The organism is Deltaproteobacteria bacterium, from assembly GCA_011773515.1.
In the GTDB taxonomy this organism is placed as follows: domain Bacteria; phylum Desulfobacterota; class Deferrimicrobia; order J040; family J040; genus WVXK01.
The window spans coordinates 1-15,068 of sequence record WVXK01000097.1; the positions used below are offsets into that span (position 1 = coordinate 1).

At 57.5% G+C, this 15,068-nt stretch carries 13 protein-coding genes; all 13 read right to left on the reverse strand.

What is annotated here, in order from left to right; all coding sequences use genetic code 11:
• Nucleotides 1-212: 212 nt before the first annotated feature.
• Nucleotides 213-1,289 (reverse strand): YedE-related selenium metabolism membrane protein, encoded by a 1,077-nt coding sequence (locus GTN70_10445; protein ID NIO17386.1) that lies wholly within the window; start codon nt 1,287-1,289, stop codon nt 213-215.
• A gap of 126 nt (nt 1,290-1,415) precedes the next feature.
• On the reverse strand, nt 1,416-2,342 hold the full coding sequence (locus GTN70_10450) for a PhnD/SsuA/transferrin family substrate-binding protein (GenBank protein NIO17387.1): 927 nt from the start codon (nt 2,340-2,342) through the stop codon (nt 1,416-1,418).
• A 213-nt stretch (nt 2,343-2,555) separates the two neighbouring features.
• The gene (locus GTN70_10455; GenBank protein NIO17388.1) at nt 2,556-4,043 is read right to left on the reverse strand and encodes a hypothetical protein; all 1,488 of its coding nucleotides are present in this window, start codon (nt 4,041-4,043) and stop codon (nt 2,556-2,558) included.
• Between the two features lie 104 nt (nt 4,044-4,147).
• Entirely contained in the window at nt 4,148-5,983 is a 1,836-nt protein-coding gene (locus GTN70_10460) for a hypothetical protein (protein ID NIO17389.1), read from the reverse strand.
• Nucleotides 5,984-6,114: 131 nt separating this feature from the next.
• Nucleotides 6,115-7,056, reverse strand: coding sequence for a DUF362 domain-containing protein (locus tag GTN70_10465; GenBank protein ID NIO17390.1), 942 nt, complete (start codon nt 7,054-7,056; stop codon nt 6,115-6,117).
• 185 nt (nt 7,057-7,241) lie between these two features.
• The gene (locus GTN70_10470; GenBank protein ID NIO17391.1) at nt 7,242-8,228 is read right to left on the reverse strand and encodes a hypothetical protein; all 987 of its coding nucleotides are present in this window, start codon (nt 8,226-8,228) and stop codon (nt 7,242-7,244) included.
• 8 nt (nt 8,229-8,236) lie between these two features.
• Nucleotides 8,237-8,863, reverse strand: a complete 627-nt coding sequence (locus GTN70_10475; protein NIO17392.1) for a hypothetical protein — start codon at nt 8,861-8,863, stop codon at nt 8,237-8,239.
• A gap of 9 nt (nt 8,864-8,872) precedes the next feature.
• Complete coding sequence (locus tag GTN70_10480) at nt 8,873-9,751, reverse strand: AAA family ATPase (GenBank protein NIO17393.1); 879 nt, start codon at nt 9,749-9,751, stop codon at nt 8,873-8,875.
• A 311-nt stretch (nt 9,752-10,062) separates the two neighbouring features.
• Nucleotides 10,063-10,833: a hypothetical protein gene (locus GTN70_10485; protein NIO17394.1), complete on the reverse strand. Its 771-nt coding sequence runs from the start codon at nt 10,831-10,833 to the stop codon at nt 10,063-10,065.
• Nucleotides 10,830-11,795: a hypothetical protein gene (locus GTN70_10490; protein ID NIO17395.1), complete on the reverse strand. Its 966-nt coding sequence runs from the start codon at nt 11,793-11,795 to the stop codon at nt 10,830-10,832. The genes GTN70_10485 and GTN70_10490 overlap by 4 nt, the downstream gene beginning before the upstream one ends.
• 92 nt (nt 11,796-11,887) lie before the next feature.
• On the reverse strand, nt 11,888-12,343 hold the full coding sequence (locus tag GTN70_10495) for a hypothetical protein (protein NIO17396.1): 456 nt from the start codon (nt 12,341-12,343) through the stop codon (nt 11,888-11,890).
• A gap of 443 nt (nt 12,344-12,786) precedes the next feature.
• Entirely contained in the window at nt 12,787-14,640 is a 1,854-nt protein-coding gene (locus GTN70_10500; GenBank protein NIO17397.1) for a hypothetical protein, read from the reverse strand.
• Nucleotides 14,641-14,861: 221 nt separating this feature from the next.
• A partial coding sequence (locus GTN70_10505; protein NIO17398.1) for a hypothetical protein occupies nt 14,862-15,068 on the reverse strand: 207 nt, incomplete at its 5' end.

Consider the following 15,068-nt stretch of genomic DNA (forward strand, 5'->3'; position numbering starts at 1 on the left):
AGGAAAAAGTATATCCAGATACCCCGGAGCTCCTCGACGAACATGTCGGACAGTGCCAGCAACTCTGTCGGAATAATATCACCCATAAAGCAAAAATTCTCCATCGGCAATGCAGAATGCGGAGTGCGGAGTGCGGAGTGCGATGTGAAATCGATTCTCATTCCACATTCCGAATTCCGCATTCCGCATTACCATATCAGTATTACCACCCATCATGTTTTTCTCTTCCCGATCACCGCCATTACCAGGAAAAATACCCACCCGGCAAGAACCGCCAGTTTTCCGTTCACGGACACGCCGGCTGCCGTGCTCGAGATGCCCAGGGTCACTGTGAGGGCGGCACCTGCCAGCATTCCCATGACGGCCCACCCGGCATCGGTATCCCCCGTCCCGGCGAGAACGAGCTGCCGGAAGGGGCAGCCATGTATCAGGATCGATCCGAACCCTACCATGCCCATCGCGAGAAAAGCCCAGGTGACGTCGGTGTGCGCACCCGGCTCGAAAAGAAATGAGGGCCGAAAACCGCCCGTCACCAGGTTGAGGAAAAGGACAGCACCGAAGAATGCCAGCACTGCCGATACGTCGTGGAAGATCCTTCCCAGGAAGACATTTTTGAAGCTGCCCGTTATGCAGAACCGCGTCCTCTGTCCGATCACCCCTGCAGCAAGGCCGAAGGCCAAAGACAGCGCGAAGGGGGCGTGACGCGCCGATGAGCCGAGCACTCCGGCCGCAAAAGCATACACGCCCGAGGAGGAGGCGATGAGGATGAGAAATGCCAGCAGAGGAAGAGCGGCACCGACAACTTCCCGCCGCCTTGCCTCAGCAAACAGTGAAAACCCGTCCCGGAGAAAGAGCGCTGCGAGAAATACCCCGGCTGTGAGACCAAAGAGCCCTGAAAGAGCGACGGCACCACCTCCCGCGATCCGGAGGAGCATCTTTATGGGACAGCCGATGAAGACTTCACAGCCGAATATAAGGAAGGCGCCCCCGATGAACTTGAGGATCCCGGCCCCCGACCCGCGGGACCTGAATTCCCCCGTTGAGAAGGCAACCAGGAATGATCCGATGACGATGGCCAGTATCTCGGGTCTCAGGTACGCAGAAGAAAGGGAGGAGTGAAGGCCGAGGGCCCCTGCCACGTTTACGAGAAAGCAGGATGCGCATATCCCGGTATTGGCCGGATTCCCGGCGAGTGCGAGCACCGCGGCGATAAGGCCGAACAGGGCTCCCAGGATTACCATCGGGAGGGTTTGGTCGGGATACAAAATTTTTCTCAGCAAAGCCTTCACGACATTTCCCGGTAGCAGAAATGTACTGCAGGGTGCGGAGTGCAGGGTGAAGGATGAAAAACGCTCGAGGGTTTGCTCTCCATTCTGCGTCCGTCATTCTGCATTGCCGTTATTTCTCCTTTTGTTTCAATACTTTTCATAGGGAGGCATGCCCACCTCTTTTGCCATTTTGCGCAATATATCGAACTCCGAATCTTCCGATTCCACGTACCCCGAAATGCCATCTCTCTGTAATACGTTCAAAACCTCCCCGTCTACTGCAACGGCGGTCTCTTTTTTCAGGGAAAGGAGGACCTTTTTCATCTCGCCGGCAAGTTCGGGGCTCACGTGTGACAGGGCATAGAAAGTGCAATTGGGCACAGCGGGAGACTCGGCGACCACCCTGAAATCATCAGCCCGTACCTTGCCCTCGCGCTCCATGGCCTCTAAACCGCCCACCTTCACCGCGCCGGCATCGTAGGCCCCGAAGTAGATGGAATAGACCACTTTTTCGTGATTGAAGGCGCCCCTTATGAAATAGTACCCGCCGAGGCCCGTCTCGGGGTCGATGCCGTTTTTGAGCATCGTGTAATAGGGTGTCAGGTACCCTCCGGGAGAAAGCACCGGGCCGAAGACGAATCGCTTCCCCCTGAGATCGCCGATCGCCCGGACCGGGCTGTTGGCCCTCACCACGATCAGCCCTCCCGTGTCCTTTCCGGTATCTGTCTTCACTTCCCTCGCTATGAGGGCGGCTCCTAACGTCTCTTTTATGGTGACGTAGATATACCCGTTCGACTGGATGAAATCGAACTCGCCCGCCTTTGCCTTCTCCGCGAAATCGAAGGTGTTCACGTGGGAAACGATAACCCTCCGCCGCAGCTTCTTCTCTATGTACCTGGCAAGCGGCGTGAACCTCGCCCTGTTCTCCTCGAGGCTGTTGCAGACCTGAAAGGCCAGCCGCACGGGCTCTTTCGGCGGAGAGACCGTCGTCTTGAAGAAGACGGCGAGGGTCCCCCCCAGGATGACGAGGAAAATAAAGATCAGCAATCCGCCCCGCGGAACCCTATTACTCATCGGTGAAAACACCCCCTATAAGCACGTTACCATGGGAAAAAGGGTAACCCAGTCTCCCGTTTCTCGTTTCTGGTTTCTCGTTTCTCGTTTCTGGTCTCGAGTTGGGTTTTCATTCCGCATTCCGAATTCCGCACTCCGCATTGCCAGCGACCGCATTGTAATTCCGCATTCCGAACTCCGCATTCCGCATTACCAACACTCTATGTCTATAATTCATTTGATAATGATCTCCGGATTCTCCTCGACATTGATCTTTTCCATACCGCTTCCCGTAATCGTAACATTTTTCAGCACGTACCTGCCGCCCCGCAGGCTGAACCCGTATATCCTGTTCTGCTGGAACTTCGAATCGTCGATGTTTACCTCCGATCTCTGTGCCTGGAGGCCGGCGAAAAGCGAATCGGCCTGGGAAACCCCCCTGAAGCGCAGCACGCCCTCCTGCAGGGAGAGCGAATAAAGGCCCCCCGTGACCCTGGCCTCTTCCATCTCGATATCGGACTCCCTGATCCGGATTCCGTAGAGCACGTTGTCGCTGAAAAAGATGTCCCTGACTTTTCCCCGCACCCGCAAAAAATTCCCACCCGCCACGTTTCCCGCCGTGTACATCCCCGATATGGTAACGTCCGAGTCCCTGCACCGCAGAGCGCTTATCGAGTCGAAGATCCCGAGGCCCTCGACCACGACCTTCGACTCCTGGAACTGGAGCCCCCGGAAAGTTCTGTAGATACGCACGTTCTTTATGTGGACATCGCTGAAGTGGGAGTGGAGCCCCCGGAAGGACTCGAGGATCACGGCATTCTCTATCCGGTTCACCTCCAGGTCGCTCGCCATGAAGTTTATCGAGTCCCAGGCCCCCTTTTTCGAGCCCCGCCTGGAGGCAAAAACGACAGGGGCCGCCTCCGTCCCCGAAACGAGCAGCGTGCCCTGGAGGAAGAGCCCCGATTCCCCGATGCCATCGCCGTTTGAATCGCTGAATTCGAAAAATATCCTCGACCCCTCTTTTATGCTCAGGTGAGCGCCGGGGGCGACCCGTACCACCCCTTTGATGAGGACGTCGCCCTGGAGCTCCCTGTCCTTTTCGATGAAGAGGTCCTCGATCACCTCGCCGGGGGAAAACCCCTTCTTCAGGTCGTCCACCGGGTCGGGGACGAAACCGCCCTCCTCGTCGAAATGGCTTGCAAAGGTGAGCAGGCCGTGCCCGGCGGGGGCCCGAACGTTTATCATACCGCCGGTGTCGTACCCTTCCGGGACAATGGCTCCCGTCCTGCAGCCGGTGACGAGAAGCGGTTTTCCGCTAAGCTCGGTGTCCTTCCCCTGCATGTTCGCTACCAGGAGCCCGGTTTCACAGTTTCTGATCTCGGAGCCCTCTGCCCGGAGCTTTCCCGACAGAAGCAGCACCCCGTAGCTTCCCCCCGATACGACGGAGTTCGCCAGGGTAAGCGATCCCCCATCCACGACGAGCCCTCCATCGCCCTCGAACAGGAAACGCGCTCCCTCGGAGACCACGCTGCCCCTGATAGTGATCTCCGTTCCCGGGAGAAAGTTTTCCGGCTCCACCTTGGTGCTCTCGGATTTTTTGAACCTAACCACAGCCCCTTCCGGGAAGCGTACCGTAACTCCCGGGGGGACGTGGAGGTCGGCGGTGACGACGATCTCGCCTTCGAAAGTAACGCTGCGGGAAATCACGCCCCCCTCGACCACGCGCCCCCCCTCTTGGGCAACGCCGGGAGGAGGGCTGAAAGCAAAAGGAGAAAGACAGAGCAGGAGGAAAAAGCCTGCATTTATCAAAGTTCTTCTGACCTGCATCACCGCGCTCGTTCGAACTCGAGCAGGAGGGGCCGGATGACCCCGCGCTCGATCCTCACTTCAATCGGTCCTCCGGCTATCGACTCCGTGCTTCCTGCCCCGTCCGGGGATGCCCTCCTCAGGTAGGCGAAGTACGTCCCATCTTCGACGGGTCCGACGTCCCGAAGGCTTACGGAGCCGTTTTTGCTTACCACACCGGATACGAACTCGGGCCTGCCCACGGCTCTTTGGGTCGCGTAAAAGTAGACCATGTAGCCCTCTGCCGAAACCCCTTGCAGGAGGGCCGTGGCGACGGGCTCCGTCCCCCCGGGTTCCGCCTCTTCGCCCCCGGAAAGGATTCCCTCCTTGACGAACACGGGAACGGCGACGCGGGTGACGCAGCCGTCTCTCACCGAAACGGGGAGGCGGGGGGATATTCCAAAGAGCCCCCCGTACTCGACGAATCCGAGGGATTGCCCACCGGTCCGTTTCCTGGCAACGACTATGTAGTCGCCCGGAGCGGCGGCAAACCTCACCGTGCCCTCAGATGAGGTGACGCCGGACGCGATGCCGGGCCCCCGTATGTCCACCGCATCAAGGCCGTAGACATATGCGAACGCCCCCTGAACCGGCTCTCTGTCCTTCATCACGGAAACCTCGATCACCCCGCCCTCGCCTCCCGCGCAGTCGAAAACGGTCCCAGCGCGTTCTACATCGACGAGGGGGATAACCTGGAGGTGCTCGCCGAACGGTTCCAGCAGGACGGGGTTGTTCCCGGTGAAGCCGAATAGGTCCCCTGCGGACATCTTCGCCCGCGCGTAGAGGAAGTACCTGCCGGGGGGAAGAAAGATTTCGAACTCTCCGGCATCATCCGTCTCAGCGAAGGCAACGGCCCCTGTATCAAAAAAGCCCTTATCGAGCTTCTTTAACGCATAGACCTCCCCGGGCTGTCTCTTTTTGTGGTACGTCAGGAAACCTCTCACCGAGGATACTTTGACCGGGGGCTTTTCGAGAATGGGGGAATAGGCCGCCCTGCCGATACCTTCCTGGTCGCTGCCGTCATAGACCCTCTCCGCTGCGTGCGAGGGGTCCCCGCTCCCCCACCAGTTTCGCGAAACGTCCATGTCATCCACGTGGAGGTCCCCCACCTGCAGGTCGTACCGCCGGTTGTTGTATATGGCGTTGTCCCTGATAACGGAGAGGGAATTTTTCGAGTGGAGAAATATTCCCACCCCGTTGTTGTATATCGCGCATCCCGTTATGGTATTTCTGCACTCCCTGAAGTTGATCCCCCGGACGCTGTTCCCGGTAAAGACCGAGTCCTTTATGGTTACCCTCGAACCGCCGAGCCGGACCCCCTCGATGTTTCTCCGCACCAGGGAAGAGGAGATGGCGATCTGTGAAAAGTGGGCGTGGATGACGTACCTGCCGTACTCAATTATGCAGTTCTCGAGGATGTTCCCCTTGCTGAATGCAAAGTATATACGGTCCCAGGAACCGGGGCCATCGGGCCGGGAAGAGGTAAACCGTATCGGCTCGTCCCTCGACCCGCTGGCGACGATCCTGCCCTCCACCTTGATTCCCGAACCGGAAAACCCCTCGTGTTCGTCAGAAACGGGGATCTTTTTGCCGGAAAAGGAGATCCTGGTCCCGGGCATCACCGTGAGGGTGGCCCCCTTTCTCACGAGGACGACGCCGTCGACGGTAACCTCGCCGCTCCACACCGTATCTTCGGAAACGATGAGCGCGTAACCGGGGTCCCTCCCTCGCGGTACCGTGGCGCAGGACGCAAATATGCCGGTCGTGATGAGCATCACGAGGATACGAAAAAACACTGGAGGGACTTTTCTGGTCACCCTTTCCACTCCCGATTTCACCCCCTGCGGGATCCTGCCCCGGGAAAGGACCCGGGTCTTCAAGGCCGCAGGCGGGCCGCTTTCCGGCGTTCCTCTTCCCCGTCACTGCGCCGGGGACGAACTCTGGCCGGTCACGATTGAATTATGTTAATATTTCCCTTCTCGATCGGACCGAGACCGCGGCTCGACGCCTCCCTGATGTGGGCTATGGAGGCCGCGTCGGCGCTGAAGAGCACCGAGGCGGCAACCGCATCCGCCGCTACGGGGTTCGGCGAGACGATGAGCGTGTCTCTTTTCTCCACGTCATTCACGTTGCCGCCGGAGGGCCCGTTTCGAAGCAGTATCTTCGTGCCATCAATAACCGCCAGGTGCGTCTTCAGGAAACCGTTCAGGTCAGCCAGGGCCGATGACAACCTCCAGTGAATCTGCCCCCGGTTTCCCCCCATGACCCCCATCAGGTTTTTCAGGGAGAGGGTGTACCCGGAAAGGGAGTGGTGCTTCGCCACGGGGACGTTTATCATTTTATCCACCTCGAGGGCATCGCGGTAGAGGGGCCACCTCTTCAGCACCTCCGCGTTCTGTATCTCGACCCGGACAAACTTCCGCCTCTCCACGTGGTAGATATTCACACGGTCGGCCACGCCCTCTTTTTTTGCAAACTCCCTCACCGAGGGCTCTATTCCGCTGTTGATGTAGCACCTTCTCGGCTCGTTGCAGGTGCGATCGAATATCCGCACCTCTTTCGCCCCCGCCTCGAGAACCTGACGGATGAGCGAGATCACCAGCTCAGGGTCGGTGTTCGCCGCCTGGTCGGGTACCCTGTCCCATCCGATGTTCGGCTTGACGAGGACGATGTCGCCCTTCGCCACGTATCTCTTCATCCCCCCTACCGCCTCGAGGGCCCCCTTCAGCGCAGCCTCTACGTCTGTGCTCGTGGCCACGGCCACGGGAACCCTTCCCGAGGTTCCGGCACGGGCAAGTGCTGCGGGGATGGACCCGGCAATCAGAAGAGAACCGGCTGTCCTGACGCCGAGCGATACCAGCTCCCTTCTCGATACGCGTCTCTGGCACATGGGAAATCTCCCCTCTTCATGCCTTTCCTCTGTAAATTATACTATTCAAAAACCCTTTAGGTTTCCCTATATTCGAAAAACAAATCCGTTTCTGGTTTCTCGTTTCTGGTTTCTGGTTAAACCGGAAACCGTAAACTGTGAACTGTCCTTATTCCGCATTCCGAAATCCGCATTCCGCATTACCACTAACTTAATTTATTGGTTGATATTTTTATTATAAAATGTATGAAAACAAACATAAAAAATCCTATTGCGCCTGCCCAGAAAAGGGTCTCGCCGGGAGTCCTCGTTATCTGGAATCCCACGAGCAAATTTTTGTGCCTGTCCGTTTTCGACTCGATCAGCGTTATGTTCATCCCCCGGTAGACGGCCGGATGGTTGGGGGAGACGTCATACTCCCGGGTATTGCCCCCCTCCACGATCCTGAGTCCCGCAACCGTGTCCTTTACGCCGAAATCGCGGAACGCAACGGGAAAGACGGTGTACAGATCCTCGAGCGGAGGCGAGCCCTCCGACCCGGCCTCGAAGCTGCCCAGGAATCTTCCTTTGAAAAATGCCGAGAAGCGCATCCTCTTCTCGACTGCATCAAAGGTCACGTCCCGGAGCACCAGCCCGGTTGCCCTCACCTCGACCGTTTCGCCCTCCTTCACCACGAAGAGGCCCACCTTCTCCCCGCCGGGCTTTTTTTTGACCCCCACCTTCAGCAGGAAGGGATAGCGGGTAACCGTGTAGGAGGAGACCTCCATCGTGAAGGGGAGATCGATATCCTGCCCCTCGCGCCAGTCGTAGACGGCGCTTGACGGATGCCGGAAGGGGAAATAGCCCGTGTAAATATCCCCCAGGCCGCCGTCGACCATCATGCCCGCCACCGCCGCGACCAGGAATGCGTGGGCGAGCACGAGGGGAATCCTCCCACGGACGGAACCCCGAATGACTCTTTTGGCTGCACAGAGAATAATATTGACCGTGAGCAGCGAAGCGGGAAGGAGAAATACAAAGGAGGAAAAGACGTTGAACCCGGAACCATCATCGAAGGCCGTATCGCCGCGGTAGAGGAGCGAGCCGACGATCGATTCTGCGGCGAGGATCATGCACAGGAAGACGGCCAGTTTCGTGGAAGTGAAAAAACCGAAAACGCCTTTCTCTCGGAGAAGATCACCTTTCGGCAGCATTTGGGCCCTTAGATGAGCTTGCTCTTCTTGAGGAACATTCTCGTCCCCCTGTCGGGCGGGCCGTCATTGAAACTCTTGATGAAAAGAGACATGGCGCCGTTGTCGACCCTGCCGGAGAGCTTCTTGAGCAGCCGCGGCATTGCCGGGAAAACGGATAGCGCCTTCTTGGAGAGTATGATGCGTGCCTTCCCCAGGTATGGCCCCCCCGGGGCGCCCCCTGCGCGGTTGTCGAAGCCCGGCTCCACGAGAAACACTGCCTTTAATTCGGCGCCGATCTCGGACCTCAACGCGTCGAACTCCGCCGCTTTGAGGGAAGGGTTTTCCCCTTTGCCGAAATGCTCCAGGATCCTGCCCGGATACTCGACGAGGATGCTCACCTTGTTCCTTTTCAGGAAATTGAAGCCCTGTTTCCTGTCTTTCAGGGCGACGCGCTTCACGCTCGTCCCGGTCCTTTCGTCGACGAATATGGTGAGCAGGGTCGCCATTATCTCCTGCTCGGGCTCACCCTCGTAATATCCGATGTAGATTGTCCTTCCCACACAGGCCCGTGAGGGGGATTCGGCAACCCATACCAGCAGAAGAGAGAAAAGGACGGCAAAAACAACGAGGCGCGCCATATGAAAGGCCGATCTCATCCTCCCCTCCTAAAAGTGGTAATGATGGGGGCAGTCCTTCCGGTAGATATCGTGGTATTTCTCAACCATATCCTCCGTGAGCCACGGGGTGATCTCCCCCATGCCCTTCCTGAAATCTTCCCCGGTAACCTCGTGGCTCCCTCTTGCAATCGCGTTTTTCCCGGCCATCCTGCAGAGGCTCTCGATATCCCAGCCGACGTATCCGGAGGTATCACGGGCGAGAACGCGAAGATCCACGTCGCCGGCCAGGGGCATCCTTCCCGCGTATATATGCAGGATCTCGAGCCTGTCCCGTTCGCCCGGGGGCGGGATGAATATCTTCCTGTTGAACCTCTTCTTCTCCTTGATCACCGCCTGATCGACCGTGTCCACCCGGTAGCAGGAACCGAGCAGCCGCACCTCCCGCACCCCGCAGATTTCATCGACCAGGGAGATAAACTTCTCCGTCAGCTCCAGCGTGGCAAAGGTCGGGGGGATCCCCCTGAGGTTTCCATCTCCCCAGGAATAATCGGCACCCTCCCTCGGGCACAGCCACTCGACGTCGGATATGAAAAGGACCGACGGCGCCTCGTACCGGGCCACCTCGAAGGCCTCTTCCATCCTGTCCGCTTTTCCGAGCATCTCCTGGCCCGATACGTAGACGTAGCTCACCCCCGCCTCCGCAGCGGCTGCTTCTGCAAGCATCGTGATGCCCGTTCCGAGGGGGCCCCACATCAACACGCCCGAAGGTGGCTCTATCCCCATGCGTTCCAGGTCCTCCCCGTTTGCAAGGACGAAGCACACCATCTCCTTCAGGATATCTTTCTGCCGGGAGAACCCGCCGATGTCACCCCAGGTAATTCTCGGCTTCCTCACCTCGTAGAAGATATGTTCCAGTACCCGATGCACAAGAAATCTCCAAAGCCTGGTTGTTCACAGTTCATAGTACCAAACCTGAAAGTTGAAAGGCGACAGGTGTAATCTTCACAGCTTTCTCCTCACAGATCTCTTATTTCACCTCTCAAAGATTCTCCCTTTTTCGCTCTAATCTTGTTCTTCACTCTATACTCTGCATTCTGCATTACCGTTATGCCTCTTGAAACCCTGGCCCCCGGGAACCTTAAACCCTGCCATCGCCCGATTTCTCATTCTGCACCTGCAGGACACCCTTCCGGTCGTCCTCTAAATTATACGTTCATGCCATACGATTTACTACTCCCCTATGGAACGTCGTCGTACACGATAATTTCGCCGTTCGCCGTTTCGGGGAGCTCGCACCCATCGGGAAAGGGGTTGAAGAACCTCCCCCTTCCTCGCTGGTATACCGCCTGTCCGAGGGAATCGTTGAAAAGGACGACGTATCCTTTCCTGCACATTCTCTGGCATGAAGAGATGAGGCCTGAAGGGAGGTTTTCCCGGTACGGGCAGTAATCGGTGACCGTTGCCAGGGTATAGGGAAAGTGGACCAGCCTTTTGTAGGAAGATTCCGGGGTCTCTTCACCCGGCACGGCACTCACGCTTACCTCGGTGATGCCGAACTCCCGCTGAAAATAATCCCGCAACTTCTCCGAGGAAAAAAGGTCCCCGTAGAGAAGCTGTTTCCCCTCCTTCGTCAGGAAGGGTGAGTTTTCTATCCGGACGCACGCTTTCTGGCCGGAGATGAGCCTCCCCAGCACGAGATCCGCTTCCGGTAAAATCCCCGACAGAACGTGCATCGTCCCCCAGTCGTTGACGGCGATCCTCGGCCTGACCCTGCCCGTTATCTTCCTCACCGATGCGCTCAACTCCTCGATCTGGTGCTCGCGCAGGTACGGAAAGAGGAGGATGAGCTCCTTCGAGCGGGACTCCGACCATCGGGCCGCCTCCTCGAGCTCCCGCGCGTCGGGGATGAGAAAGGCACAGTACTCGCTTCCGACGACGATGCCGTCGAAGCTCTCCGCCCGGGACAGCGAATCCCTCTTTACGACGGGGATGTAGAGGTGTTTTCTCACTTCTCCGACCCGTTGAAAAACTCCGGGAAGTAACAGTTTTTCCTCGAACAGGGCCTGCCGAACTCCTCGACGTATATCGATCTTCCCACGGTGATGCACCTTGAAAGGTCCTTCTCGCCCCGGCAGAAATCCAGCGTTTTTTTCAGGACCTTGACCGCCCGCAGCTTCCTCTCCGTCTCGGAGCCCCTGCCGACTATTTTGACCGCGTGTATACCCGCGTTATCGAGCAGAGGCAGAGCGCATATGCCGCAGGAAAAGTAGCGGTCTACCCCCTCCCACTCGGAGATGTTTTCGAACACTTCGTCTTTCAGGTGTTTATCGAAATCCCCGACCCACTTCTTGCGGTACGGGAGCTCACAGGGCCACCTCCTGTCGGGGTCATCGTGGAGGTGCGAGCAGTACCCCTCTATATTGGGGCACTTCCCCCTGAAAGCGATGACGTCGAGCTTGACCTTCCCGCCCTTTTCCGACAGGTCACGGGTTTCGCCGAGGGCAAGCTCGCGTGACAGGACGACCCGGCTGGCTCCGAGGGACTCGAGAAACCGCACCGTGGCGTGAGAGAAAACGGCAAAGAGCGTGCCGGCGTGGATCTCCGCGTTCAGCCCCGACTCAGCGAGGGAAGCAAGAAGGTTGAGGTCAGACACGATGAAACCGGAAACCCCCCTGTCCTCGCAGTCGGAAGCAAGCCGGATGACGGGGCCGATTTCACTCTCCGGTATGAGGGGTGCGTTGACCACGAGGAAAAAGGGAACCCCCCTTTCCTTGCAGACTTCGAGGATCTTGTCGAGCTCTGAAGATGTGGGGATGTTTGCTGCAGGGTAGGAGCGCCGGTTGAGCGAGGCGACGTGGCCATATTTTTCTTCCCAGAAATCGGGAACGTATCCGCCGTAGAGCTCCTCGGCACCGTTATCGATGAGCAGTTCGGCTTCGGAAAAGCTGTCAACGGGTGACATGATCTTCATATACGTTTCTGCCCGCCTGCGGTGTGCTCTATCCCGGCCTGCAGGGCGCCCCCCCTCGAGGTTTTCCTTCGTGTACGGGCTGGCCCTTCCTATCAGCTCTCATTATCGGTAACAACCCCGATCATTGTAACACCTGCAAGTTCCCCCCATACTCCTTTTTTGGAGCATTTTATATCCGCCCCCTCAAGGATACCCGCGCTTCCCTCAGAGAAGTATATCCCCCCCCAGGGGGGGCCGTTCCCACATCCATCGGCAGGCTCGAAGGTAACCTTCATTTCCGCAAGCCCCCGGACGAAGAGTTTTCCCTCCACCACGATGCGTACATCCTCCCCGCCGCTTATCAGGACCCTCGTTCCCGGCGCAACAGTCAGGGTAACCCCGCTTTTCACCGTAACCTTCCCCGTTACCCTGATGGTACCCTCCCATTCCGTCGAGACCCTTATATCACCCCGGTAGAACCGCGCGCCATAGTGAGAACGGGCAGCCTTAACGGGGGGGAACATGGTAAAAAGCAATATGGTGATCAGCAGTGAAAAGAGTTTTTTCATAGAACAACGAGGCAATGACGGCCGGTTAACATTTTTTAGTTCGTAGTTCATAGTTCCAACCCTGAAAGTGGGAAGTAGAGAGAAGATAGCTGAAAGGAGTTATTTTCACGACTTTCTCCTTACTACTCTCTCCTTTCACCTCTCAAGGATTTTATTTTTTCCTTTAATTCCGCATTCCGAATTCCCAATTCCGCATTACCATTTTTCCCTTGGCCCCTTAACCCCTGCCATCTATCAATCTATTACTCTGCACTCTTCACTACCATCTGAAGGAGTCGGTAGTCCCGAGTCCTGGGTCCCGGGTCCCGAAAAACCGGTTTCGAGTTTAGAGTTTTGAGTTTGTTTTTCATTCCGCATTCCGCAATCCGAATTCCGCATTACCATCTGTCGTTATGTCTCTCGTTCTAACGTCTCGTTTTTTGCTCTGCACTCTCCATTGCGATCTATTCATTCTCGTGCATCGCCCGTTTCGGCACCCCGGAAAATGGCTCCTTTGCAAAGGGGCTGTAGATCACCTTCCCAAGGCCCGGAACATCGTCGCCGTCGAAAATGCTCTCCTCGATCTTCTCCTTCTGCGCGCTGCCCCACCAGTTTCCCTGGACGGGCAGGTCTAACAGCTGCCGGTTGCCCATTTTAAAGTTATAGCTCCGATTGTTTTCCACGTTGTTGCCGGTTATCAGAAGCCCCCCTCTTGACTCGAGAACGGCGAAGATTCCCACCTTGTTTCCCGCGATCAGATTTTTCGTAAGGGAAGCCTTCGTCGCCCTCTCCTCGTACCTGACCCCGTAGACGTTGCCCTTCATGACGTTCCCCTCGAAGGTTCCCCGGACGGTGGAAAAACGCAGGCCGTCCACGTTGTTGCGAAACAGGCAGTTTGTGACCGTAGCATTCGAGAAGTGTATCTGGAGCCCCGAAAACGCATACTCGGAGACCATGTGCTCGAACTGCGAACGGGAGGAGAGGTTGACGAAGAGATATTTCCAGTCCTTCGGGGAGGGGTCGTCCTCGGCCGAGGTAAATAGCACCGGCTCCGCCTCTGTCCCCCCTACGAGGAGGTTACCCTCCACGTAAAACTCCCCGTCCCCGATGCCGTCGCCGTCTACGTCTATTTTTTTGAACATGACCTTCGTCCCGGGGAGGATGGTCACCGTCACACCCTTCGGTACTACCAGGATCCCCTCTACGAGCACCGTCCCTTCGAGGGTCGTGTCCTCCTTTATCGCCTTTACCGGCATCCCCCTGTCGAAAATATGATCTTTGAGGCCGGGCTCTGCGCCCTCTTCTCCCTCTCCCTCGAAAATCCTGTCAACGACGATGACGAGGTCTTCTATGCGGGCACCCGGTTCCACCTCTATCGAGTGGTCGGGGGTCCCGTTGTAGAAACCGAAAAGCTCCCCCGGCCTCGGGGTGTTCCCGAAGGCCTCACGGGATCCCAGGTAATAGGTTCCCCCCCTGTCTAAGTTGATCCTGAACCTGCCGTCAGGCCCGGTCTTTCCCGAGTGGGAATAGGGCCGCTTGTGGCCGAAAACCCGTGTGTCATAGACGAAGGCGTACACGCCCTCGACGGGTTTCCCGAACCTGTCCACCACGAATCCGCCGACAGATATGGGAGAGCCGGACGTCACCTCCGNNCAGTAGAGGTCTCCGGCGCGAAGCGGCCCCGTCATGGCACCGCCGCTCCGTCTCCTGCCGATTACCACGTAATCCGTCTCCGGAAGGTTATCGAGGTAAAACATCCCCTCCCCGTCGGTGGGGGCGGACACGGCAAACCCGGGGCCTTTATAGAGGGAGGAACCGTCGGAATAGAGGTACACGTAAGCCCCCTCGACGGGCTCACCCTTGAAGGTAACCTTTCCCGTGATCGCACCGCCATCCTCGCCCGTATTTTCGAAGAGCGGTTTCGCGTCGCCCACGCCCTTCAGGCCCACGAAGCGCTCGCCTGCGCCCACGTCGAGGGGGTTCTGCCCCGAAAAGGCGAAGATGCCCCCGTCACCCGCTTTCCTCCCGTAAATGAAATACCTTCCCGGGGGAAGAAAGAAGCCGAAGTAGCCTTCCCCGTCCGTCTTCGTGCTGTGGACCTCTTCACCCTCTGCGGCGGGATAGGTGCGGGCCAGATACACGTCGCCATGGGCAACCGGCTTCCCCTCGAAGGTGAAGCGGCCGGTGAGGTTTCCCGCTTTCCGTCCACGATCGCCATTCCCTTTGATCGCAGCGCATCCGTGAAGCGCCAGAAACAGGAACGCCGCGGCAAACACCAGAACCCAGAACCTGCATATGTTCGATAATCTACAGTTCATAGCTCACCGTGTTCATTCCGCATTCCGAATTCCGCATTACCATCTGTCGTTATGTCTCTCGTCCTAACATCCCGTTATTTACTCTGCACTCTTCACTACCATCTGAAGGAGTCGGTAGTCCCGAGTCCTGGGTCCCGGGTCCCGTGAAACCGGTTTCGAGTTTAGAGTTTTGAGTTTGTTTTTCATTCCGCATTCCGAACTCCGAATTCCGCATTACCACTTTACTTATTCCCTCCAACCACTATGGTGACGCCCTCAAGGCCTTCCCCTTCCTCGACTCCTATTTCCGTCGTTCCCGTCGGAGTACCTTCAGAAGGGCCTCCCGGGCGCTTCCGTGCAACGAGCCGGTAGTTGCCCCCCCGGAAAAGGGTCAGCTCGAAATTTCCATCCCCGTCGCTCTTTCCCGATATGGCCTCCGGCATTCCCGT